16 protein-coding genes are annotated in these 24,861 nt (G+C 36.4%); 4 read left to right on the top strand and 12 right to left on the bottom strand.

The window, feature by feature from the left end:
- Nucleotides 1-9: 9 nt before the first annotated feature.
- Entirely contained in the window at nucleotides 10-921 is a 912-nt protein-coding gene (locus Q0Q96_RS06770; RefSeq protein ID WP_293872479.1) for an AEC family transporter, read from the top strand.
- Complete coding sequence (locus tag Q0Q96_RS06775) at nucleotides 922-2,130, top strand: MFS transporter (protein WP_293872480.1); 1,209 nt, start codon at nucleotides 922-924, stop codon at nucleotides 2,128-2,130.
- On the opposite strand, the gene Q0Q96_RS06780 is transcribed toward Q0Q96_RS06775, so the two are convergent.
- On the bottom strand, nucleotides 2,100-2,240 hold the full coding sequence (locus tag Q0Q96_RS06780) for a hypothetical protein (RefSeq protein ID WP_293872481.1): 141 nt from the start codon (nucleotides 2,238-2,240) through the stop codon (nucleotides 2,100-2,102). The genes Q0Q96_RS06775 and Q0Q96_RS06780 overlap by 31 nt on opposite strands.
- Before the next feature lie 25 nt (nucleotides 2,241-2,265).
- Here Q0Q96_RS06780 and Q0Q96_RS06785 point away from each other — a divergent pair, with 25 nt between their 5' ends.
- Nucleotides 2,266-3,669 (top strand): FAD-linked oxidase C-terminal domain-containing protein, encoded by a 1,404-nt coding sequence (locus tag Q0Q96_RS06785; protein ID WP_293872482.1) that lies wholly within the window; start codon nucleotides 2,266-2,268, stop codon nucleotides 3,667-3,669.
- Between the two features lie 204 nt (nucleotides 3,670-3,873).
- Here the strand turns inward: Q0Q96_RS06785 and Q0Q96_RS06790 are convergent, their stop codons facing one another.
- From Q0Q96_RS06790 to Q0Q96_RS06820, 7 genes are all read right to left on the bottom strand, one after another.
- Nucleotides 3,874-4,452 carry a hypothetical protein gene (locus tag Q0Q96_RS06790; protein ID WP_293872483.1) on the bottom strand — a complete coding sequence of 193 codons (579 nt, stop codon included), beginning with the start codon at nucleotides 4,450-4,452 and terminating at the stop codon, nucleotides 3,874-3,876.
- Nucleotides 4,453-4,538: 86 nt separating this feature from the next.
- A complete protein-coding gene (locus Q0Q96_RS06795; protein WP_293872484.1) occupies nucleotides 4,539-6,536 on the bottom strand; it encodes an OmpA family protein in 1,998 nt (665 codons plus the stop codon).
- 68 nt (nucleotides 6,537-6,604) lie between these two features.
- Complete coding sequence (locus Q0Q96_RS06800; protein WP_293872485.1) at nucleotides 6,605-8,362, bottom strand: Ig-like domain-containing protein; 1,758 nt, start codon at nucleotides 8,360-8,362, stop codon at nucleotides 6,605-6,607.
- A 406-nt stretch (nucleotides 8,363-8,768) separates the two neighbouring features.
- Complete coding sequence (gene secA / locus Q0Q96_RS06805) at nucleotides 8,769-12,128, bottom strand: preprotein translocase subunit SecA (RefSeq protein WP_293872486.1); 3,360 nt, start codon at nucleotides 12,126-12,128, stop codon at nucleotides 8,769-8,771.
- 114 nt (nucleotides 12,129-12,242) lie between these two features.
- The gene (locus tag Q0Q96_RS06810) at nucleotides 12,243-12,464 is read right to left on the bottom strand and encodes a DUF2795 domain-containing protein (RefSeq protein WP_002986941.1); all 222 of its coding nucleotides are present in this window, start codon (nucleotides 12,462-12,464) and stop codon (nucleotides 12,243-12,245) included.
- 188 nt (nucleotides 12,465-12,652) lie between these two features.
- Nucleotides 12,653-13,222, bottom strand: a complete 570-nt coding sequence (locus tag Q0Q96_RS06815) for a cob(I)yrinic acid a,c-diamide adenosyltransferase (protein ID WP_293872520.1) — start codon at nucleotides 13,220-13,222, stop codon at nucleotides 12,653-12,655.
- Nucleotides 13,223-13,454: 232 nt separating this feature from the next.
- Nucleotides 13,455-14,153 carry an ABC transporter ATP-binding protein gene (locus Q0Q96_RS06820; RefSeq protein ID WP_293872522.1) on the bottom strand — a complete coding sequence of 233 codons (699 nt, stop codon included), beginning with the start codon at nucleotides 14,151-14,153 and terminating at the stop codon, nucleotides 13,455-13,457.
- Between the two features lie 166 nt (nucleotides 14,154-14,319).
- Here Q0Q96_RS06820 and Q0Q96_RS06825 point away from each other — a divergent pair, with 166 nt between their 5' ends.
- Nucleotides 14,320-14,994, top strand: coding sequence for a hypothetical protein (locus tag Q0Q96_RS06825; protein ID WP_293872524.1), 675 nt, complete (start codon nucleotides 14,320-14,322; stop codon nucleotides 14,992-14,994).
- Between the two features lie 55 nt (nucleotides 14,995-15,049).
- Here Q0Q96_RS06825 and Q0Q96_RS06830 read toward each other — a convergent pair whose 3' ends face one another.
- The 4 genes from Q0Q96_RS06830 to Q0Q96_RS06845 all read right to left on the bottom strand — a co-directional run bounded on the left by Q0Q96_RS06830 (nucleotide 15,050) and on the right by Q0Q96_RS06845 (nucleotide 24,847).
- Nucleotides 15,050-15,829 carry a class I SAM-dependent methyltransferase gene (locus Q0Q96_RS06830; RefSeq protein ID WP_293872526.1) on the bottom strand — a complete coding sequence of 260 codons (780 nt, stop codon included), beginning with the start codon at nucleotides 15,827-15,829 and terminating at the stop codon, nucleotides 15,050-15,052.
- A 126-nt stretch (nucleotides 15,830-15,955) separates the two neighbouring features.
- The gene (locus Q0Q96_RS06835) at nucleotides 15,956-17,818 is read right to left on the bottom strand and encodes an ABC-F family ATP-binding cassette domain-containing protein (RefSeq protein WP_293872528.1); all 1,863 of its coding nucleotides are present in this window, start codon (nucleotides 17,816-17,818) and stop codon (nucleotides 15,956-15,958) included.
- Nucleotides 17,819-17,921: 103 nt separating this feature from the next.
- A complete protein-coding gene (locus Q0Q96_RS06840; protein ID WP_293872530.1) occupies nucleotides 17,922-18,119 on the bottom strand; it encodes a hypothetical protein in 198 nt (65 codons plus the stop codon).
- A gap of 407 nt (nucleotides 18,120-18,526) precedes the next feature.
- Complete coding sequence (locus Q0Q96_RS06845) at nucleotides 18,527-24,847, bottom strand: T9SS type B sorting domain-containing protein (RefSeq protein ID WP_293872532.1); 6,321 nt, start codon at nucleotides 24,845-24,847, stop codon at nucleotides 18,527-18,529.
- Nucleotides 24,848-24,861 lie beyond the last annotated feature (14 nt).

Consider the following 24,861-nt stretch of genomic DNA (forward strand, 5'->3'; position numbering starts at 1 on the left):
AGACTTCGAATGGATAACATTCTGTTGATTTTTCTATGTTTGCTGATGGGTTTAGGTATGCAACGTGTTGCCGCTTTTCCAAAAAATGGACATTTAGCACTGAACCAAATTGTTATTTTTGTTGCGTTGCCCGCCTTGGCATTATTTTATATTCCTAAAATATCCATTTCAACTACTTTATTGTATCCGTTGGCGGTAGCTTGGATTGGTTTTGGTTTGTCGTTCCTTTTTTTTTATTTGATAGGAAAAAAGTTGGGTTGGCCCAATAAATTAATTGGCTGTCTGATAATCACGGCAGGTTTGGGTAATACTTCTTTTGTTGGTTTTCCAATAATTCAAGCGCTTTATGGTGACGAAGGTTTAAAAACTGCTATCATAGTAGACCAGCCTGGAACTTTTGTGGTTATGGCAACGCTGGGATTGATTACGGCAGCAATTTTTGCAAAAGGCGATGCCAATTCCAGACAGATTGTTAGCAAAATTTTATTCTTTCCACCTTTTATAGCTTTTGTAATTGCATGCGCGATGAATGTTTTAAAACTTGATTTTAGTGAACATTTTCAAACGGTTTTTCAAAAGCTAGGAGCTATCGTTACTCCAGTGGCATTGGTATCGGTTGGTTTACAGTTAAAAATTGATTTAAGAAGCCAGCATTGGAAATTCTTACGATTAGGGTTGCTTTTCAAGCTAATTATTACACCAGCAATTTTCTATTTAATATATAAGATTATTTTGCATGGCAAATCTTTAGCAGTAGATGTTTCTATCCTAGAATCGGCAATGGCACCCATGATTACCGGAGCTATTTTAGCTTCAAATTACGGATTAAAACCCAAGTTGAGTAGTATGATGGTAGGAATAGGAATTCCTTTATCATTTTTAACGCTCGCTTTTTGGTATTTTATTTTACACACATTTTAAATGGAAACAAATTCTGATACTAGGTCTCAAAACAGAGAAATACTCAACAAAACGATTTTTTCAATATTGTTTGCCATCAGTTTTGCTCATTTGCTTAATGATTTGATTCAAGCTATAATTCCGTCAGTTTATCCCATTTTAAAAGAAAATTACCACCTCTCTTTTTCACAAATCGGTTTAATTACTTTTGCTTTTCAATTTTCGGCATCAATTTTACAACCTTTTGTAGGCTATTATACCGATAAATATCCCAAACCATTTTCGCAAGTCTATGGAATGTTGTTTTCACTTTCAGGAATTGTATGCTTATCTTTTGCCAGCAGTTTTTATTGGATATTATTTTCGGTTGTGTTGATAGGAATTGGGTCTTCTATTTTTCATCCAGAATCTGCACGAATTTCTAATTTAGCATCCGGCGGAAAGCGAGGCTTGGCGCAGTCTATTTTTCAGGTAGGAGGAAATTTAGGAACAGCATTGGCACCACTTTTAGTTGCTTTTATTGTAGTTCCCAATTCTCAAAAATACATCTTATTTTTTGTCATAGCTGCTTTTATTGCTTTGGGAATTATTACTAAAATTGCCTTTTGGTATAGAGATCATTTGATTTTGCTAAATAATAAAAAAGGTGAGTTTCTAAACTTTCACAATCTTTCAAAAAGCAAAGTTAAATTTGCCGTTGCAGTATTGTTGATACTAATTTTTTCAAAGTTTTTTTACTCGGCAAGTTTATCAACGTATTACACGTTTTATGTTATCGATAAATTCCATCTTTCTATACGACAAGCGCAATTTCACATGTTTATTTATCTTATTGCTTACGCATTGGGAACTATTCTCGGAGGTCCGTTGGGAGACAAATTTGGGCGCAAATATATCATTTGGTTCTCCGTGTTTGGAGCTGCCCCATTTGCACTTTTATTGCCCTACGCCACGCTTTTTTATACTGATGTTTTGATGATTGTCATCGGAATAATTATTTCATCGGCCTTTCCAGCAATCATCGTTTACGCGCAAGAATTACTGCCCAAAAAACTCGGAATGGTGTCTGGACTTTTCTATGGCTTTGCTTTTGGAATGGGAGCTTTGGGCTCTGCATTGCTAGGAATTTTGGCCGATCACAGCTCTATAGGTTTTGTTTATAAAATTTGTTCTTTTCTTCCCTTGATGGGAATTATTTGTTATTTTCTTCCCGATTTGAAGAAGAAATAAGAGCGAAAGGTTCGGGCTGTTTCAGTAGTCCCTTTTCCCGCTTTCCACGCTGCACGGCAGCTAGTTACAATCGGGGCTAAACAGGATTTGTCTTTTATACTTGTAATCATTACATTTACTTCTCAATTTTAAACAATGCCATTCACTTCCGAAATACTCCAAAAACTGACCAATATAGTTGGAGAAAACTATATTTTTTCTGACCAAGAAACCCGAAACCATTATGGTCATGATGAAACCGAAGATTATGTTTTTCCGCCAAATGTTGTTTTAAAGCCAGCCAATGCCAAACAGATTTCAGAAATTTTAAAAGTAGCCAACGACTATAAAATTCCAACCACACCAATAGGAGCAAGAACCGGTTTAAGCGGTGGCGCTTTATCTATTTATCAGGGAATTGGTTTGTCTATGGAACGCTTAAATAAAATTCTAGATATCGATGAACAAAATTTACAAATAACCGTCGAACCTGCAGTTATTACACAAGTTTTGCGCGAAGCCGTTGACGAAAAAGGATTGTTTTATCCTGTTGATCCAAGTAGCATGGGAAGTTGTTGGATTGGTGGAAACATTGCAGAAAATGCAGGTGGAGCAAGAGCTGTAAAATATGGCGTGACAAAAGATTATGTACTCAATTTAGAAGTTGTTTTACCTAATGGTGAAATTATCTGGACAGGAGCCAATACTTTAAAAAATGCTACAGGCTATAACTTGACCCAATTGATGGTGGGCAGCGAAGGAACCTTGGGGATAATTACCAAAGCTGTATTAAAACTTTTACCAAAGAATTCGCATAACGTGTTAATGTTGGTTCCTTTTTTTAATGCTGCGCAAGCTTGCGAAGCAGTCTCTGCAATTTTTAGATCTGGAATAATTCCAAGTGCCATGGAGTTTATGGAGCGGGATGCTATTGACTGGACTCTAAAACATAATAACACCATTAATGTTACCGTAACCGAACAAGTTCAGGCGCATTTATTGATTGAAGTAGATGGGAATTACCCCGATATTTTGGTGCAGGAAGCCGAAAAAATTATGAAGGTTTTAGAGCAGTTTGATATTGATGAAGTCTTGTTTGCCGATACAGATGATGCTAAAAACGCACTCTGGAAAATGCGACGTTCAGTAGCCGAAGCGGTCAAATCTAATTCTATTTATAAAGAGGAAGACACCGTTGTGCCAAGATATATGCTGCCCGAATTGTTGAATGGGATAAAAAAAATAGGAACAAAATATGGTTTTAAATCGGTGTGTTATGGTCATGCAGGCGATGGCAATCTACATGTAAACATCATCAAAGGCACTATGACAGATGACAATTGGAAAACTCAAGTGCCTTTAGGAATTCGTGAAATTTTTGAATTGACAGTTTCATTAAAAGGAACCTTATCTGGCGAACACGGCATTGGGTTTGTACAAAAAAATTATATGGATATTGCGTTCTCTAGAACACATTTAGAATTGATGGAAAGTATAAAACGTGTTTTTGATCCCAACAATATCTTGAACCCCGGGAAGATTTTCCCCGATGATTTATAAAGTAAAAGTCCCTTCATTTTTACAACGAAGGGGCTTTTTTAATCTCTTTTTGGCGTATTTTTTTTGTCTCGCTTTTCAGCTTTCTTTTCTTTTGCGGTTTTAAGGGGTTCTTTTTTTACCGCTTTTTGTGTGTCTTTTCCTTTTGCCATGACTTTGGAATTTAAATTTGGTTACAATTATTATAGTAAATATAAATACTATTTTTTATAAATTCAATACTTTTTTTATGCTTTTACCAAAAAGTGTTTCAAAAATTTGGTTTTGAGTTTCATCATCAAAATTAAAGAATTTCCAGTTTCTACCTGTGGTTTCATCCATTATGGCAAGGTAGATTGTTGTTTTTCTGACGTTAAAGCTGTTGCGGTTAGGTTCAAAAGTAACGTCTTTTGTTTTGTTGACTTCTTTTAGCCAAGTGGTTTTGGCGACGGCTTCTTCAGGAGTTAATTTTTTCTCAAAAAAATAGCGCAGCGGATTACGAAATGTAATTACACAATACAATTTGCCTTCAATGTTTTTAATTTCTCCATATTGAAAAGCTAAAGTTTCCAGCTGTTCCCGCAAACGGTATTCGTCGTTTTCATACTGTTTCTCGACGCTTTCTAACATCTTTACAGCGCCAGCGTTACTAACCATTTGTGGGTAACAATAGGATACAATTGAATTAAAATCTATGAGGTAATTCGCATCATACATTTTTTTTGTGCTTGTTTTTAAACTTTCTATAGATTGTGGATATGTAGCACTGCTGAAGAAAAGTAAGAGAATCAAATATTGCTTTTTCATTTTCATTTAACTTGGATTTTCAAATATATAAAAAATCCCCAACAGCTTTCGCCATTGAGGATAATTAAAAGTAAGTAAGCTAAATGTTATTTTTTATCCAAAATATCAATAACCACGGTTCGGTTATAGAAACGTTCTTCGGGATATTTGTTTTCAAAGGGCGCCAGATTCTCGTCTTCCCCATCGCCATGAATATCAAAGGTTACATTGGTAGTCCCCGCAGCAGCCAGGCTTTTTACTAAAATACCTTTTACATCATTGGCTCTCGCTAAAGATAAATTTTTATTATATTCGGTTTCACCAATGATGTCAGTATGACCAGTTATGATAACGATGTTGCCATTTTTAATCTTTGGTGTTACGATATCTGTTAAATATTTTTGATAAATAGCAATCGATTTTGATTCGTTGAATTCATACAGTACACTAAACCGAATACTTTCCTGTACTACAGGAGCTACATAAGGAACTACATGAACGGTAGTTTGCGTGGTTACGGTTTTACCATCGGCGGTTGTTCCTGCTAGCGCTACCTGATAATCTCCTTCGGGCTGATTTCCCAAGATGGTTTTGACCGGAATACTAACTTTTTGTTGCGTATAAGGACCATAGTTTTTGCTTTTACCTCTGGAATCTTTTAAAGCAACAGACCAGCTGTTAAGTTTCTCTTTTGAGGATGAAGTATCAAAAACCACAGCATCACTGTTGGCTGCTTGTTCCATCGAAATAATTTCAATAGGTTTCAATGGTGCATCAGGACCACTTTGAAATTCCATAAGCAAAGCTGGTGACGAACTTTCAATCGAAACTCTTCTGTCTCCTTCTCTCAATAAAGCTAGTTCCAATGTTCCGCCCGGTTGTTCTGAAGCAATTACTGGTTTTATTCGTCCTTCTATGGCGATTCTGTTTCCATTAATGCTGAAAACGTTGATCAAATAATTTTTAATAGATTGAGCCATAACACGACCGTCATCAATACCTCTATCAGAAGAACCCACTAAAGTAATGGTGCTTGATGGATTTTTACCCATTCGGTCACCCAGAATATTCAGGATGTTATAGTACACAATCATCTGACGTTCTGAACGACCCGACATGTTTTTGGGAGTGTCAAATGCAATTTGGTCTTCTTTAAAATCAGCTACCTGATTTTTGTTAAGCAAAATATAGCGATTAGATATTTCAGAAGAACCAGCATCAAAAAATACATAATTACGAATAGGGAATACTTCTCTTACTTTTCGACCAGTAGTTTGCTGCGCCGGAGCAGTAACGGTAAGTTGGGCTTCACCTTGACCGGCAGATTCCAATGGATGACCTTGACCAAATTTCAAGATTACACCCGCTCTCAAAGTGGATACATTCCAGGTTTCGGTAGCACGCGGATTTTGACCAAAATAAGGTTGGTATGCCACGAAAGGAGATACCACCCATTGGGTTTTAGCAGTTTCAGAATTTATAGGAACATCATAACCCATACCAATTTGCATCGAAAGCACTGTGTTTTTTACATCGCTCAAATCACCTTTAACGGGAGGGCTTGTAGCTTGCATAGGGAAATTAGGATTTTTTCCTAGTTGGTATTCAAATTTTTTAGACTGATTGAACGCTATTCTTGGTCCACCATATACATAAAAGTTACCATTAAAAGGAGCAAAACGTAAACTGGGTTCAATGGTAATATAACTCAATTTGGTATTCAAATCTGCGGGACAATTGCAAGGAGTAATCACTTGATTAAATTTACCGTTTCTATTGTCGTAACCAGCTTGCAGCATAAAACCAAAACGCGAATTGGGTATATGATATTCTATTGCAGGAGCCAAATATAGTCCAGTACCAAATCCATTATGAAAGGCAGTAGGCGGAGTGAAATCAGCATTTAATTGTTGCGTTGAGCCTCGGTAAAAATTAAAATTAGCACCAGCTGCCACACCAAACCACCATTTGGGTTTGCTATATTTCGTGTCTTGAGCGCTAACCGAAGTTAAACCTAAAAACAGAATCAATGCGATAAGAATTAATGTAAGCTTATTAGCGCTTTTACGTTGAGGCGAAAAAGTCACTATATTAATGTTTTTCATAAGTGTATGTTTATTAATCCCTTCCGAAGAAGGAATTCTATTAATGTAGAATAAATAAAAGTTTTTGATTAAGGTACGTTTATAGTTGTATTGACCATAGTAACTGATGCTACAAGCGAAATGGCTCTTCCGTTCAATACAGTTTGTGTTACGTTTCCTGCTGTTGAGAAGGTAACTCCCGAACTAGCAATAATAGTTCCTGTCATGACACCTCCACCAGCAGCGTTAATGGTTGCGGCACTTCCTACATACCAAAAGACATTTTTAGGCAACGCTCCATTAATAAGAATTACACTTTTGGCTCCTGTTGGTCCGGCTATTCCAACGGTTAAACCCCCAGCTGATTGGAAAACCCAAACGGCATTAGGATTACCTTGGGCATCCAGCGTTAAGTTTCCGTTAGTGATATTAAATGTGCCACTAGCTGATTTATAGATACCTGGTGCTAAAGTCAATCCCCCTAATTCGCCTGCTCCTGGATCTGTTCCGCCCGGCAGCGATGCTGGAGAAATACTTAAATAAGCTGCATTGGCATCTGCTAAACCTTGTGTGGCAATCGCAAATGAAGTTGCGGTTCCTGGTGCTGGTGGTGCTGTATAAATAGCGCCTGTTACAAAACCTTTGTTCAAAGGTGTTTCTGTATAAATAGCAGTAGCATCGTGAAAACCAGTAACCAAAGTGGCAGCAGCGGTTGTTGAAATACTTCCGTTGTTAACAACCGTGTTCAATCCTTGGTTAGTAACCCCAGCGTTTCCGCCAAAGGTTCCAAACATGGCTGCTGATCCTAAATTGGGAGCAACAGAATTATTCAAAGTTGTAAAACTCCACACATAATCATTAGACAAAGCGATACCGGCAACATTTTTGGCTGTAGTGCTGATGGTAGCAGTGTATACAGTATTTTCTAAAAGCGGATTATTGGGTGTAAATGAAGCTAAAGTGCCTGCGTAAGTCACATTTCCTGATACTGTATTCGCTCCTTGTTTTAGTGTAAAACTTGCTGGTATAGTTAGCGGATTCATAGTCATGTCAAACGTTGCGGTAATTACTTTATTAAGTAGTACGCCATTTTCATTTGAAATTGGACTTGTCGAAATTACTTTTGGTGCTATAGACGTACCTGTTGTAAAATTCCAAACATAATTGTTATTGATAGGAGTTCCTGCTGTATTACTCGCTCCGGTTGTAATAGTAGCAGTATATATCATATTGGCTGTGAGATTAACATTTGGTGTAAAATAGGCAGTGTTTCCAGCAAAAGTAACAACGCCAGCTATAGAAATCACTCCTTGTTTTAAGGTAAATGTTGAGGCATTTATAGTTAACGGATTCATAGGCATGTTAAACGATGCACTGAGCACTTTATTCAATACAACATTGATTTCGTTATTTGTTGGATTTGTTGCAATAACTCTTGGCTGTAATGTAGCACCTGTTGTGAATGACCAATTATAATTTTGTTGTAATGCATTTCCATTTAAATCTTTAACAGCAGTTGTTAGCGTTCCAACGTAAGTCATGTTAGGAGCCAAATTTACATTGGGTGTAAACGTGGCTGATGTACCAGAGTAACTGATGTTTCCCGTTATTGCAGACGTTCCGACAATAGTAAATGACGTTTGGTTAATGGTAGCAGGGTTAATTTCTTCATTGAACGTAACGGTGATGATTTGGTTCAAAGGAACATTTGTAGTGTTGTCTAAAGGATTGGTTGCTGTTACAACTGGGCATAAGCCAACAGTTTCCTGAAAATCATCTTTAGCACAACTTGAAATTAAAGTGACTACAACAATAGCTATAGTAACGAGTAGGTTTTTTTGTCTCATTTTTATTTTTAAAAATTATTGACAAATGTGATTTTCTTTTAAGATAAAAAAGTTGTATGACTAAACAAATAAGTTGTATAATTCACATGTATTGTAAAATGACTTCAAAAAGTTCCAATTCCGCAAGCTGTTCAAGGTTATTCTATATAACAGTTCTACATTTACATTTTTTGTCGTTTCGATATTCATCGATTTTTTTTATCTTGAATAAATTCCAGCTTTTTTTAGACAAGGCTTTATGAAATAATTGCTTTTATATTTAAAAATGTATTTTTAGAACACTTCTCCTCAATATCCATAATTATGCTTACTTTTCTTTTCATAAAAATGCCCCAAATAATAGATCACTTTTTGGGGCATGTTTACAACTTTTTACTTTTAAGGATTAAATTATTTTACTATAAATTTATTCGTTTGCTAAAATCCATTCGCCCGAAGCCAACATGCTTTCTGCTTTCTTGAATTTCATAGTTTCAGACTTACCACTCATTACGTGTTTGATAGTTATAGTATCATTTCGATTTATTTTTGGAGCATCTCTTACGATGGTTTCTGTAACTTGAGGTCTTTGTTGCATTTGGCTTGCCTCTTTTCCAACTCGATTGGAAATCCCACTTTCGCTGCTTTCAATTTCGTCTTTACTTTCGGTATAATTTACTTTTTGTTTGATTTGTTTTGCTTCCTGAATACTGTTGTTTTGCTGTGGCAAATCACCTTTAAACAAAAACGAAATCACTTCTTTATTTACACCATCTAACATGCTTCTAAACAAGTTAAAGGCCTCTAATTTATAAATAAGCAAAGGATCTTTTTGCTCATGAACCGCCAGCTGAACCGATTGTTTCAATTCATCCATTTTGCGCAAATGCTTCTTCCAAGCTTCATCAACAATGGCAAGCGTTATGTTTTTTTCAAAGTCTGCAACCAATTGCGCTCCTTTTGAATCGAACGCTTTTTTCAAATCGGTTACTACATTCAATGATTTTAATCCGTCTGAAAATGGCACAATGATGCGTTCAAATTTATTACTGTCATTTTTATAAACATCAGTAATAATAGGCAAAGCTTCACGGGCACTTCTTTCGGTTTTTTCAGTATAATAAGTCAATGTAGCTTTATAAACTTTACCGGTAATTTCCATTTCAGATAATTTCTCAAATTCATTGGCTGAAATAGGAGAAGTTATAGAAAAATACCGAATCAATTCAAACTCGAAATTTTTAAAATCGTTTTTGCTTTTATTTTCACTTACAATCAATTCGCAAGTGTCATACATCATGTTGGCAATATCCAGTTTCAAACGCTCTCCGTGCAAAGCATGACGACGGCGTTTGTAAACTACTTCACGCTGCGCATTCATAACATCATCATATTCTAGCAAACGTTTACGAGTGCCGAAGTTGTTTTCTTCTACTTTTTTCTGTGCACGTTCAATAGATTTGGTCATCATCGAATGTTGGATCACTTCGCCTTCTTTCAATCCCATTCTGTCCATTATTTTGGCTACTCTGTCAGAACCAAATAAACGCATTAAGTTATCCTCCAAAGACACATAAAACTGCGAACTTCCGGGATCTCCTTGACGACCAGCACGACCACGCAACTGACGGTCAACTCGACGCGAATCGTGACGTTCGGTTCCAACGATTGCCAAACCTCCGGCGGCTTTTACTTCTGGCGTTAATTTAATATCGGTTCCACGACCAGCCATGTTGGTTGCGATGGTTACTACGCCAGATTTTCCAGCTTCTTCTACAATTTGTGCCTCTTGTTTGTGCATTTTGGCATTCAATACATTGTGATTTACACCACGTATTTTCAACATTCGGCTTAATAATTCCGATATTTCTACAGATGTTGTCCCAATAAGCACTGGTCTTCCGGCTTGTGAAAGCTGTGTCACATCTTCAATCACTGCATTAAATTTTTCTCGAATCGAGCGGTAAATTAAATCTTCTTTATCCTGGCGCGACATTCCTCGATTCGTTGGAATTTCAACCACGTCTAATTTGTAAATTTCCCAGAGTTCGCCAGCTTCTGTAACTGCCGTTCCTGTCATACCAGCTAATTTGCTGTACATACGAAAGTAGTTTTGCAGTGTGATTGTTGCAAAAGTTTGCGTTGCCGATTCAATGGTCACTTGCTCTTTGGCTTCAATGGCTTGGTGCAGTCCATCAGAATAACGACGACCGTCCATAATACGACCGGTTTGCTCATCAACAATCAAAATTTTGTTGTCCATAATCACATATTCTACATCTTTTTCGAATAACGTGTAGGCTTTCAAGAGCTGGGTAAGTGTATGAATTCTTTCTGATTTGATACCAAAATCCTGAAACAATCGTTCTTTGGCTTCGGCTTCTTTATCTTTTTCTAAATTTTGTTTTTCGATTGTGGCAATTTCAGTCCCGATATCTGGTAAAACGAAGAAATTATCATCCGTATCTTTTGATAGAAATTTAATCCCGTTATCGGATAAATCAACTTGATTATTTTTTTCTTCAATTACAAAGTACAAGGCTTCGTCAACTTCGGGCATCTTCCTATTGTTGTCTGACATGTATTCGTTTTCTGTTTTTTGTAAAAGTGCTTTTACCCCTTCTTCACTTAAAAATTTAATCAGTGCTTTATTTTTTGGTAACGCTCGGTAAGCTCTCAACAATTGAAAACCAGCTTCTTTCATGTTTCCTTCTTTGAAAAAACGTTTGGATTCAGTCAAAAATCCGTTTGCCAACTGACGTTGTAAATTATATAAGTTTTCAATTTTTGGTTTCAATTCGTTAAACTCGTGACGATCACCATCAGCAACGGGGCCAGAAATAATTAACGGTGTTCGAGCATCATCTATCAATACCGAATCGACCTCATCGACAATAGCATAGTTGTGTTTTCTTTGTACTAAATCTTCGGGAGAATGCGCCATGTTATCACGTAAGTAATCAAAACCAAACTCATTATTGGTTCCATAAGTAATATCTGCTTCATACGCTTTTCTGCGGTCATCGGAGTTTGGCGAATGATTGTCGATACAATCAACTGTTAAACCGTGAAATTCAAATAAAGGAGCTTTCCACGTGCTATCACGTTTTGCTAAATAGTCGTTCACTGTTACTAAATGAACACCGTTTCCTGTTAACGCATTCAAATAGAGTGGAAGGGTTGCCACCAATGTTTTACCTTCACCCGTTTGCATTTCTGCAATTTTACCTTCATGCAATACGATACCACCAATTAACTGAACGTCATAGTGAATCATGTCCCAAGTGATTTGTTTTCCTGCTGCGTTCCATTGGTTTGCCCAATTAGTTTGGTTGCCAACTAAAGTTATATATGGTTTTGTAGCTGAAAGTTCTCTGTCTTTTTCAGACGATGTAACTGTAATAATTGCATTTTCTTTGAAACGTTTGGCTGTTTCTTTAATAACTGCAAATGCTTCTGGGAGGATTTCAGCCAATACTTTTTCTGAAATTTCGTAGGCTTCTTTTTCTAAAGCGTCAATAGCATTGTAAATATCTTCCCTTAAATCGATGTCGGCAGTATTTTCGGCTTCCAATTTTTTGGCTTCAATTTCTGCATCTTGTTTTTCGCGAGCTTGTTTTATTTTAGCCTTAAATTCGGTCGTTTTAGCTCTCAATTCGTCATGCGAAAGGGCTCCTAATACGAATTCTAAAGTTTTTATTTTGGCAATATAAGGTTGTGTAGCTTTGACATCTTTTTGAGATTTGTCGCCTACAAAAGCTTTGATGATGGTATTTATGAAACTCATAATTGTGTTCGTGTTATTTTTTTATAGTCCAAATTCATAAATTCGAAATGGAGAGCAAATTTAAACAAAAAAAAAGCCCGAAATGGACTTTTTTTCTCTTGAAATTTTTATTTTTTAATATTCATCCTCGTTCCAAAGATAATCTTCGTCTGTGGGATAATCTGGCCATATTTCTTCCATAGATTCGTAGATTTCTCCTTCGTCTTCTATAGATTGTAAATTCTCTACTACTTCTAGTGGAGCACCAGTTCTTATAGCATAATCAATAAGTTCGTCTTTGGTTGCTGGCCAAGGAGCATCGCTTAAGTAGGATGCCAATTCTAATGTCCAATACATCTTATGTTGATTTTAATTTATGCAAAAATAAATTTTAAACTGAAAAAGTCAAGTTTTTTTTAATTTATTTTTAAATATGTGTAAGAACGTCTTTTTTAATTGTTGATTTAAGATTAACGATTTGAGATTTCAAGATTGTTTCGCAGTCAAATCTGACTTCAAAAATCGTTTATCTTTATTCTAAAATCTTATTTTCGAGGAATCCACTGCACTTCCTCTGCTTTCAGATCAAAGGATAACTTTCTTGCCAAAACAAAAAGGTAGTCAGAAAGTCGGTTTAGGTATTTGATGACTTGTTCGTTTGTAGGTTCTATTTCATGCAAATGCACGGCTAAACGTTCTGCTCTTCGGCATACACAACGCGCAATGTGACAGTATGACACCGTAGTATGTCCGCCGGGTAACACAAAATGTGTCATTTGAGGCAATGAATCTTCCATAGTATCTATTTCTTTTTCTAGAAATTCAATGTCTGACTCCAGTATTCCTAAATTTTGTAACCGTTTTTGCCCATTTTTCAATGTTTCTTTTTCTGGTGGCGTTGCCAGAATAGCACCCACGGTAAACAAACGGTCTTGTACCTCAATTAATACATTTTTGTATAATTGATTCAAGTTTTGATCTCGAATTAATCCAATATGGGAGTTGAGTTCATCGACTGTTCCGTAGCTTTCTATGCGGATATGGTGTTTAGGCACTCGAGTTCCACCAAATAATGATGTGGTTCCGGTGTCGCCTGTTTTGGTATATACTTTCATTTGAATTTACGATTTATGATATAAAATTTACGACTTTATATTTATGTTTTTTATTGATTTCAAAGATAACAAAAATTCAAATGGATTAAAGTTTAGCCCTGATTGGAGTGAAAATCCTTTTTTGTTTTGTCGCCTTGAGCGCAGCTAAAAGGCTTTTTACAAAACAAAAAAGATTGCAGCGAAAAGCAGGAATAGGGATTATAGATAAAGCCCGAACGATTTGCTACAAATTTTATAAGTGGTCATCATTTGGGTTGTCACTTTCAATAGTTCCGTCACGCAAACGGATGATGCGATGGGCGTATTTCGCAATATCTTCTTCGTGGGTTACAATAATTATAGTGTTGCCATTTTTGTGAATGTCATTGAAAAGGTTCATAATTTCGATTGACGTTTTACTGTCTAAATTTCCGGTTGGTTCATCTGCTAATATAATAGAAGGCTTGTTGACCAAAGCTCTGGCAATAGCCACACGCTGGCGTTGTCCGCCCGAAAGTTGGTTAGGTTGATGATCCATTCTATCGGCTAGATTTACCTGCGTTAGTACCTCTGTGGCTCGCTCGTTGCGTTCTGATTTTGAGTAGCCTGCATAAATCATTGGTAAGGCTACATTATTTAAAGCGGTTGTGCGAGGCAAAAGATTGAAAGTTTGAAAGACAAATCCAATTTCTTTGTTACGTATTTCGGCCAAATCATCATCGTGCATTTGGCTGACGTCTTTACCGTTCAAAATATAAGTTCCCGAAGTGGGAGTGTCTAAACAACCTAATAAATTCATCAAGGTTGATTTTCCAGAACCTGATGGTCCCATAAGTGCAACATATTCCCCTTTATTAATCTGTAAATCGATGCCTTTTAGAACATTTATTGTTTCGTTTCCTAGCTGGAAATCTCGTTTAAGGTTGGCTATATTGATTAATGGATTTGCCATTATATGCTGAAATTTAATTTGTTCAATAGGTAGTAAAGATAGGGGATATGTTACATTCTAATTGCTTTTTATATTTCAAGGAATTATGTAATTAATAGAAATAATTGTATAAAGCGGTTGTACCATGCTCTAAGTATATTTACATCAAAATTAAAAATTAAATAAAATGAAAAAAAGATTATTACAATGTGGTATGCTTTGCGGGTTGTTGCTTACAATAGTATCTTGTAAAAACAAAGAAAAACAAGAAGCAGATGAAAAAATTGCCTCATTGCAAACTTATATCGATTCTTTGGAAAGAGTAAAAACTACAGATTCTGAAGCTAATTGGGATAAAATTTCCGCTGATTTTGACCGTAAGACTAAAGAATCTAATGAAGCAATTTCAAGATTGAATGATGATGTAAAAGCTAAAAATAAAGCTCGTGTTGATTCTATTAATGCAAGATATGTAATTTTAAAAACAAAAGTTGAAGCATCGAAAGCACCTAAAAAAGTAGTTATTAATGCCAATCAAAGATTAAGAAATACATTTTTTGGTGCCGATAGAATTGGTGAGGACATGAAATTTGGTTGGGTAAATAAAGATAACATTTTAGAAACGTATCAAAAATTCTTCGATTCCTATAAAGCTAACAAAAGTAAATTTTCTAGAGAGGATTATGATGAAGTAAAATTGATTTACGAAGCATTAGATAGTCGAAAAAATACAGTTGAAAAAGAAGGATTATCGTCAAGTGATAATATGAAAATAGCTTCTATAAAATTCAAATTTGCACCAATGTTTAAAGTAAATAGAATAGGAGCAAAGGCGAGAGAAAATGAAGAAGCTAAAGAATAATTTTTGGATTGGTTTGTTAATTCGAAAGATGGCGGTCAGCAATGACTGCCATTTTTTATGGTCTAATCACAAAATGTTCTTTTGGTTGTTCCTTGCGAAAAAAAACTAATCCCCATTGAAAGGTGTCAATAGCTACGGTAACTTTTGGATGATTTTGAATGATTTTCCAAGCATCTTTCATGTCTTGTGACCAATGAATATCATCAAAAATCCACACCGTTTCATTAGTTATAGTAGGTAATAATAATTCAAAGTATTCTAAAGTTGCGGACTTTGAATGATTGCCGTCAAAGTAAATTAGATCGAAAGTCGAAAGTCGAAATTCGAAAGTTTTTAAATAGCTGGAGAATTCGGTTTGAATTAGTTTTACATTTTTTAAATTGAATTTCACGAACTGTTTTTTTGCCATTAAACTTGTTGCAAGGCAACCTTCCAGCGTGTTCATCGTAGCATTTTTGTTTCCCAATGATAGAGCAACTGTGGCTAAACCCAATGAAGTTCCAATTTCCAAAATACTTTCAGGCTTAAAATAATTGGTGATTCTGAATAGTAATTCAGCGCGTTTTGAACTGATACCCGCTGTTTTTGCAATCTTTGAAATGGGTCTTGTATTGGTTTTAAAAACTTTGGAGCCCGCACCAAAGTCAGTAACCACAATAGTATTCTTGTTCTGTAAAAGTGATTTTCTATAATTCTGTAGCACTGAATATTCTAAATACTTTTTCTTGTCATAAAAACATTTAGAAACCAATGAATATACAAACGGCGAATGCACTCTGTGTTCATTTTTGGAATGCCATAGGAAGTTTAAATATGATTTTATGGTGTGTAACATTTGTTTTTTGTTGCACAGAGATTCACAGAGTTTTATTTTTTTCGCCGTGAGTCTCTGTGAAATTATTTTTTTTACACATTGTTACACAGAGATTTATTTTTTTCTCTATAAATCGCTGTAAATAGTTTATCCCATTTTAGAGGAAAGCTCAAACCAACGCTCTTCTTTTTGCTCCAGTTTCCTGATGATAACCTCTAATTCTTTGGCTTTTGCCGTAATGTCAGCATCTGCAACTTTGCTTTCTGAAAACTGATTTTCGATTTGCTTTTTCTCGTATTCCAAATCCTTGATTTCTCGTTCAATTTTGTTGTATTCCTTTTGCTCGTTAAAATTTAATTTAGAGGAAGCAGTATTATTTTGCTTCCAATTTACTTTTTCGGTGCTAACATTCGAAAGATTTTTTGGTTCAGCCGAATCTTCATACGCTCTAAAATCGGAATAATTTCCGGGGAAATCTTCTATCTGTCCCTCACCTCTAAAAATAAATAAGTGATCTACAATTTTGTCCATAAAGTAGCGGTCGTGAGAAACCACCAATAAGCAACCGGGATAATCTAATAAGAAACTTTCTAACACATTCAAAGTCACAATATCCAAGTCATTCGTAGGCTCATCAAGAATCAAAAAGTTCGGATTCTGAATCAAAACCGTACACAAATACAATCGTTTCAATTCGCCACCACTCAATTTCTCAACAAAGTCGTATTGCTTTTTGGCGTCAAATAAGAAGCGTTCCAATAACTGCGAAGCCGAAATGATTTTCCCTTTCGTCAGCGGAATGTATTCACCATATTCCTTAATGATATCGATAACTTTCTGACCAGGTTTTGGGTTGATGCCGCTTTGCGTATAATACCCAATCTTAATAGTGTCGCCAATGATAACCTTACCCGATTCAGGCAAAATGGTTTTTGTCATGATATTAAGGAAAGTCGATTTTCCTGTTCCATTTTTTCCAATGATACCAATGCGTTCGCCACGTTGGAAATCATAAGTAAAATTGTCGAGAATAATCTTGTCCTTAAATTTTTTATTGATTTTGTGCAGCTCTATAATCTTGCTGCCCATACGTTCCATATTGATTTCAAGTTCCACAACATTTTCTTTTCTGCGACTTTCTGCTTTCTCCTTAATTACATAAAAATCATCCTGACGCGATTTCGATTTGGTCGTTCTCGCTTTTGGTTGACGACGCATCCAAGCTAATTCTTTTACAAAAAGGTTTTGCGCTTTGTCAATAGAAGAATTTTCCATGGCAATGCGTTCTTCTTTCTTTTGCAAATAATAGGAGTAATTTCCTTTGTATTGGTATAATTTACCGTTGTCTAATTCGATAATTTCGTTGCAAACGCGTTCCAAAAAAAAACGGTCATGCGTTACCATAAATAGCGTAATATTTTCTTTGGCAAAATAACTTTCCAACCATTCAATCATCTCTAAATCCAAATGGTTCGTCGGTTCATCCAAAATCAATAAATCAGGTCGATTGATAAGAATAATAGCCAAAGACAAACGTTTTTTTTGTCCGCCAGAAAGCGATTTCACTTTCAGTTTTAAATCCTCGAGTTTTAGTTTGGATAAGATTTGCTTGAATTGGGTTTCAAAATCCCAAGCATTGTGGCGATCCATTTCATCAAAAGCCAATTGGTATTTTTCTTCATTTTCAGGATTTTCCAATGCTTTTTCGTAGCGTTCAATGACGTGCAGCACTTCATTATCGGATGCAAAAATACTTTCCTCAATCGTTAGTTCGTCCTGCAGGTTACTTTTTTGGGATAGAAAAGCCATTTTCAAACCTTTTCGAAGTACAACTTGCCCTGTGTCTGGCTCGTCTTCACCATTGATAATATTCATAATACAGGTTTTCCCCGAACCATTTTTGGCAATGAAAGCTATTTTTTGGTCTTTATTAATGCCAAAAGAAATATCTCTAAACAAAGTTTTTTCGCCAAAGGATTTAGATATGTTTTCTACTGAAAGGTAATTCATTGAATTAATTTGAAAATTACAGTGTGCAAAAGTAGTACTTTAAACCGTTCCATCATTTCCAAATTGGCACATTTTCAAATTGCCTATGTTCTATTTCTAAAATCTATGTCTCTTTTATCCATTCATTCATTTTCAAATTTTCGATTTCAAGTCTTCCTCCAAATCTTGCTATAATAGTTGATTCTTCTGAAACGCCAACCGCAACTCCACCAACGAAGAATGTACGATGTGTCAACTGTGTTCCCGGCTCTCCAATAGATTGTGCAGAAATTACACCAACAGCTTCTCCTCTTTGAGTCATTTTTCCAGTAACTCAAGCATTATCTTATCAGAAAATTCAAAATCCGCAGCTTTGGTTTTATAATCATTTAAACTAATTTCAAATAATTTGATATTATAATACAAAGCATAGTCAATTTTCTCTTCTGCTTGCTTGCACCTCTTTTAATTTTTCCTAATCAGTTTTTTGAAGGCCATTTTTAAAATTCAAAGCGTAAAAAATAACTTTATTACCTTTAATCTTCGGTATTTAAAAATAATGTTTTCACCTATAGTAATGGAATCTTTTTTTGCAAAATTATGATTGTCTGTAAAATCATACATCATTTTAATAAATATTGTAATTTATAGTTATTGACTTGTAATTTGTAATGTTGTCATTGTAATTTACAACTAACAACAGAAAACTGATAACTCTCAACTCCCCTACTACCGCTTCATTGCAAAATGCGCCTTAAACTGCTTAGCCGTAGCATTCTCAATATAATCGACACTAAACCAATAATCATCAGAAGGCATCTGATGTCCGTTATAATTACCATCCCAACCAGGTCCTGTAGAACTAATTTGTTTCAACAGTTTACCATAGCGGTCAAAGATGTAAATTCTAGCTCCCGGTTGTTCTTCTAATCCAACAATATTCCAATAATCATGTATACCATCTCCATTCGGAGTAAAGTAATGAGGATAATCTATGATTTCTACACCTTCTATAATTAACGCCTCACAACTGTAAGCTACACCACCTGCAGTATCCCAAACATGGACAACATGTGTCCCTAAAGATATGCCCTCAAAGATATTACTTGCCTGCCTTGGTCCATCATCCAAACTGTATTCATACATGCCATAGCCTTCTATCAGTACCGTAATGATTTGTTCTGAACTAAAAGCATTAGTTATAGTATAGCCTATTGTACCACTCGGTATAGAAGCCTGCCCTGATTGTATTACAGGAAAAGGCCCTGAAGGAGTAGCACAAGCCTGTGGGGTAGTACTAGTCACAAGTACTGTATAATTTCTTGGGGTTGTGCTAGACGAAGTAGTATCCACCATATACGTAGATCCTGTAGCTCCTGGTATAGGAGTACCATCCACAAACCATTCAAAAGTATAGTTAGCTGGATTAGTAATACCACTATCCAATGTCAGCGGTCTAACCACATCATGCGTAGTAAAGTCAACACAAATCGTTGTCACGCCATTATCTGTAGCGATAATAGGATTAGGGTAACGAAACTCGGTAACAGTGATGGTGGTAATAGCATAACATAAAGGTGTAATGGTATTACTGCTGTTCTCTACCTTAACCCAAATCGTATCCGTATCAGGATGGGTTACATACGCCTGAACTTGTGCTAGAGGTAAGGCACTAGTGCCAGCTGTAGCATCTGCTAAACTCATGTAATAGCTAACTAGGAATACCGCTGGGTCTTGACCATTGAGTATCGTGTTTGCAAATTGGGTTAAATTAACACTGCCAATTCCATCATAAGGATCACCAAGACTATCGCATTCTGCAAAACTAATTGGCCCCGAAGCTGTAGCATATTGCTCTACCGCTAAAGTTAGTATTCCTTTAGCATTAACACAACCTGTGTTATTGTTTAACACTCTAATGTATATGTTTTGTGAGTTAGGTGTGACGTTAGTATACGGAGATACCAAGGCTTGCTCACTAGTATTAGTAAGTGGGTTAGCTCCTGCTGCCGTTAAGTAGTAACTTATGGTAAAGTCGGCTGGTGCTTGTAAGGTTCCAAGTATCTGGGGTGCCAATAATGGGTTAATCAAATCAAATAAAGCTAATCCATCGGTGTTATTATCACATACTCTATAAGGCGCTAAGGGTTGTACCACCGTTGGTAACGGATTTACTTTTAAAGCTTGTTCCACTAATACATAGCAATGATGCCCTTGATAGTCTACTCCTGTGTTCTCTACCCGTATCCAAACATTACCACCCACTAATGCGTTTGTTGGGGTTAGAATCTCATTGGTATTGCCTGCAGCATCTACTTGTGTTGGGAAGTAATGGAAGCTTAGGTAAGGGTCGTTATTTCTAATATACCCTTCATTAACCGATAAGTTAAAATACTCTAGCATATCCCCAGGAGTATTGTCATCACATTTTGGGGCCAAAGCTGGTGGGTTATTATTAGGTGTTGGTATCGGAAGAACTCTAATATCCAATGTCGTGATGCTTTCGCAATTCGCTGGTGCTAGACTACTCACAACTACTCCCAAGGTTTGTACCGCTGGATGAGCTAAATCATTTTGATACCCTGTTGGGGTGGCAATTGGATTGGTATGACTTTGTGCTTCGGCTAAACTTGGGTAATACGTTACAGTATAACCTAACAATCCTTGAGTAATCTGAGTGTTTTTTACCGTTAAATCAAAAGTATGGTATTGGTTGTTTGGATTGGAATCATCGTCACATGAACTAAGCGGGGCTGGTACAGTAAGTAATAACGGAATGTTGATTACTAATTGGAAGGACCCAATTTTAAAACAGTGGGTGATATTGTTCTCTACTCTAACCCAAATAGTCTCTCCATTACTTCCAACATAGTTGGTTTGCTGAATAATTGGAGAAGTTCCGCTTTGAGCTAAGGCTAATGTGGTATAGTAAGTTACTGTATAATCACTGGCTGGTGTTGGTTGTTGTGCCAAAACACTCGCAGCCTCTTGAGTTAAATTTATCTCTGTAATAGCATCTTGTGGATTGTTATCGGTGTCGCATAACGCAATATCAGCTAAAGAAACTGGGGCTATTGGACTTGGATCAACATTAAGCTCTATTGGTATAACACTAACACAGTGCGTTATCGGGTCTTCCGCTCTTACGTAAAGTAGCTGCACAAAAGGATTAATATTGGTATAAGGCAACGCAATATTTATAGGATTAGCTCCCGAATTAGCATCTGGTAGAGTCTCATGGAAACTTAAAATATAATTTGCCCCTTGTAATATATTCACCTGTAAAGTCTGTAAATCAAAATTGGTAAAGCCATCCTGATTCTCATCACAAAGTGTATAAGGAACTGTTGGTGGAATTGGACTCGGTAACGGCTCTACTCGTATATCCATTGTGGAGATAATATAACAGCCTGTTACATTATTAGTGATTCTAATACCTAAAGTCTGAACATATTGAATCTGATTTTGGTAAAGTAAGTTCGTGATTTGATTGGTGCCATTCTGTGCATCGCCTAAACTAAAATAGAAACTAACACTCATGCCCGTTTGTCCCAATAAAATATCATTTATTTTACTACCTAAATTAAAGGTCTCAAAGCCTATGTTACTCTGGTCAACATCACAACGGGAATACTGAAGATAATTAGGTTGTAAGAAATTAGGCAAAGGATTAACTACTAATTGTAACGTTACCGTATCATAACAGCCCGTAGCAATAGTCTCTACTCGAACATAAAGCGTTTGACTATCTATAGTAGCATTAACATAACTCGAAACATTACTTATGGCATTTGTCCCTGCATCGGCATCCGATTGACTCGTGTAAAATGTTACCGTGGTTAATGTAGAATTTATACTACCCAATATCTCCTGAATTTTGGTAGTCAAATCAAAAGTCTCATAACCAACAGTACCTGTATAATCACATAGCTCATAGGGTAATGGCTGGGTAACAACTGGTGTCGGGTTGACTATTAACTGGAGTTGAACATAATTAGCACAACCTGTTAAAGTATAAAATACTCGCACATATATGGTTTGAATATTTGGATCAATATTGGGATAAGGGCTTGTTAATGCATTAGCCCCTATAAAAGCATCATCTGGTGTTTCATGATAAGTAACTGATACTCCCGGAGGCAATATTCCTCCAACTATTGCATTGGTAGCGTCTTCTAAGTTAAACACACCAAAGCCATCATTATTAGGGTCACAATATTGCAATGGTTGAGGAGTTATAGCTACTGGTCCTTGTGTTACTCGTAATAATTGTGTTATGGTAGCATAACATTCTGTGATGCTATTCTCTACTCGTATGTATACAATCTCTGTATCAAATCCTAAATAGTTTTGTGGAGTTGGTATAGGATTGGTAAGAGTTTGTGCATCAAGTAATGAATGGTAATACGTCACTGTTACTCCCGTATTACTGCCTGTAACTACTCCTTCATTTATCGTTAAATTAAATAATGCGGTAGGTGATGTTCCATTGCTACATTGAAATATAGGTTGAGGAACTGTAACCGTCGGTGATGGATTGACCGTAATATTCATAGGAACTATCAGGGCACATTGTCCGGCATTTGGTGTAAAAGTATAGATGGTGGTTGCAGTAGTATTCAAGGCAGGCGACCAAGTCCCCATGATTCCGTTTGTAGAGGTTGTTGGCAAGGCAGCTAAAGTGCTACCAGAACAAATAGTCCCTATTGGAGTGAAGGCAGGAGCAATATTTGGGGCTGTTATAGTAACTGTTGCAGTAGTTCCAACATTACAGGAAGGATATTGACCAATTGTAGTCGGAATAAAAGTATAAGTGCCATTTACCGTATTGCTTACAGTAGCGGGTGACCAGGTACCAACTATTCCATTTGAAGAAGTAGAAGGGAAAACTGGAGCAGTAGTTGCATTACAAATAGTATTGGGGATGGAAAAAGCAGCCGTCACATTTGGATGTACTGTAATAGTCATTGGAGCAGTAGTAGCACACTGACCAAAATTAGGAGTGAACGTATAAACAGTTGTGGCTAAATTATTAAATGCCGGTGACCAGCTTCCTGTGATTCCATTATTGGAGGTTGTTTGAAAGCCACCTCCCGTCCCAGCTATAGAACCCCCAATACATACAGGAGGAATTTGGCTAAAGGTTGGAGTTATACTTGGAGGAGTAATAGTTACAGTCATGCTGGTAGTAGTAGCACACTGACCAAAATTAGGAGTGAACGTATAAACAGTGGTGGCTAAATTATTAAATGCTGGTGACCAACTTCCTGTGATTCCGTTATTGGAAGTCGTTTGAAAGCCACCACTAGTTCCACTTATAGAACCCCCAAGACATACAGGAGGAATTTGGGTAAAAGTAGGCGTAATAACAGAAACAGCTAGCGAATATGTGGCTACAGTAGCCGTACAAGAATTACCTAAAGGATTATTAGTTGTAAAAGTTATAACAACTGTAGTGCCGGCATCTAATGCAGAAGGAGTATAAGTAAAACTAAAGGGAGAGATATTTATTGTGGTTCCGCTTGAAACAACTCCATGACCATTATGGGCAACTGATACATTAGTGGCACTTCCTGAAAAATTGTTTCCGTTAACTGTGATGGGAGTAGTTTGACAAGTTGATCCCGTAGAAGAACTTAGGGTAACAATAGGAGCATTTGCACAACCACAATTAGGAATGGCAACTACAATCGTAGCTGGAAGGCTTGTACATCCTGTTAAAGCATTAGAATCGACAACATTGAATATTCCAGCTGTTACAGTTGTTGGGTTAGAAATAACTGTCCCACTTGAATCTTTAAAAATAAAAACTCCTGCTGGTAAACTCGTCACAGCTAAATTCAAATTTGCAATTATAGCTGGGCAAACAGGATTTAAATTAATAACAGTCGGTGTTGCTGGAGTTGGATTTATAATAATGCTAGCGTTAGTTGGTAATCCGCATTGATTGGGGTTTGGTGTAAAAGTATAACTTGTAGTGGTTGTAGTATTTAAAGCCGGCAACCAACTACCAGTAATGCCATTGTTGGAAGTTAAAGGTAAAGGAGAAATTGTACTACCAGAACAAAAAGGACCAGGAATTGTAAATGTTGGAGTAATCGAAGGAGGTATGGGTCCAATAGTTCCCGTTGTGGCATTTGAAATACATCCAGCAGGATCTTGTGCTTTAATACTGTAGTTCGTTCCGGGTGGTAATGCACCAAAAATCCCCGTTGTATTGGTAAAAGTGATACCGTCAATACTATAATGATAACCCACAATAATTGGAGAAACAGATACAGTTCCTATAGCAGAAGAACAATTAGGCTGACTAACAACTACAGTTGGAGGTGCTGGTGGTGTATAACTACCACTTTCTGAAACACTAGCGGTGTCATAAACATTAAATGGTAAGGTACAAGATACTGCTCCCACTGTTCCCGATAAAATATTTAAAGGCAATAGATTTGTACTTGTTGTCGAAGCATTTGAAATGCCATACGCTTGATTATTAGAACAAGGAACAGAGACACTAGCAAATCCAAAAACAGATGAACCAGCGGGAAATGTTAATTGAACAGTAGTTGCAGCTAAATTTCCAAGATTTACTCGTATCAAATCGAGATTCTTACATGCCATATATAACTGCCCTTGATAAAAAAGTAAATCTCCACCAATTTTCCATTGTGTTGGTAAAGTACCAACAATAGCAAAAGTATTGGTAGCAGGGTTATAGGTTTCTAATTTACTTCCTGTTGCAGCATATACAATTCCATTGGGGTCAACTGTCAAACCATAATAACCACTAGTCGAAGAAAAATTACCTAGTGGCACACAATTACCTGTTGCGTTATAAGTCTCTTTCCACAATTTACCCTTACTATCTACAATATAAAGTGTAGTTCCAAAAATAGCTATAGACAAAGGCGCAGCACCACTTGCGGCAATGTTACTGCAAAAATTTAAAGCAGTATAGCCGCAGGTAGTCGGATTCACATCATAAAGAGCTCCTGTTTTATCTAATGCAATAAAATGAGAAGTGTTTTGACCGTAACTAACATTAACAATCAAAAACAAACAAAAAA

The organism is Flavobacterium sp. (assembly GCF_025352015.1).
In the GTDB taxonomy this organism is placed as follows: Bacteria; Bacteroidota; Bacteroidia; order Flavobacteriales; family Flavobacteriaceae; genus Flavobacterium.

Coding starts and splice junctions, on each gene's coding strand:
- Q0Q96_RS06770 (WP_293872479.1), top strand. CDS start 10: ATGGATAACATTCTGTTGATTTTTCTATGTTTGCTGATGGGTTTAGGT.
- Q0Q96_RS06775 (WP_293872480.1), top strand. CDS start 922: ATGGAAACAAATTCTGATACTAGGTCTCAAAACAGAGAAATACTCAAC.
- Q0Q96_RS06780 (WP_293872481.1), bottom strand. CDS start 2,240: ATGATTACAAGTATAAAAGACAAATCCTGTTTAGCCCCGATTGTAACT.
- Q0Q96_RS06785 (WP_293872482.1), top strand. CDS start 2,266: ATGCCATTCACTTCCGAAATACTCCAAAAACTGACCAATATAGTTGGA.
- Q0Q96_RS06790 (WP_293872483.1), bottom strand. CDS start 4,452: ATGAAAAAGCAATATTTGATTCTCTTACTTTTCTTCAGCAGTGCTACA.
- Q0Q96_RS06795 (WP_293872484.1), bottom strand. CDS start 6,536: ATGAAAAACATTAATATAGTGACTTTTTCGCCTCAACGTAAAAGCGCT.
- Q0Q96_RS06800 (WP_293872485.1), bottom strand. CDS start 8,362: ATGAGACAAAAAAACCTACTCGTTACTATAGCTATTGTTGTAGTCACT.
- secA (WP_293872486.1), bottom strand. CDS start 12,128: ATGAGTTTCATAAATACCATCATCAAAGCTTTTGTAGGCGACAAATCT.
- Q0Q96_RS06810 (WP_002986941.1), bottom strand. CDS start 12,464: ATGTATTGGACATTAGAATTGGCATCCTACTTAAGCGATGCTCCTTGG.
- Q0Q96_RS06815 (WP_293872520.1), bottom strand. CDS start 13,222: ATGAAAGTATATACCAAAACAGGCGACACCGGAACCACATCATTATTT.
- Q0Q96_RS06820 (WP_293872522.1), bottom strand. CDS start 14,153: ATGGCAAATCCATTAATCAATATAGCCAACCTTAAACGAGATTTCCAG.
- Q0Q96_RS06825 (WP_293872524.1), top strand. CDS start 14,320: ATGAAAAAAAGATTATTACAATGTGGTATGCTTTGCGGGTTGTTGCTT.
- Q0Q96_RS06830 (WP_293872526.1), bottom strand. CDS start 15,829: ATGTTACACACCATAAAATCATATTTAAACTTCCTATGGCATTCCAAA.
- Q0Q96_RS06835 (WP_293872528.1), bottom strand. CDS start 17,818: ATGAATTACCTTTCAGTAGAAAACATATCTAAATCCTTTGGCGAAAAA.
- Q0Q96_RS06840 (WP_293872530.1), bottom strand. CDS start 18,119: ATGACTCAAAGAGGAGAAGCTGTTGGTGTAATTTCTGCACAATCTATT.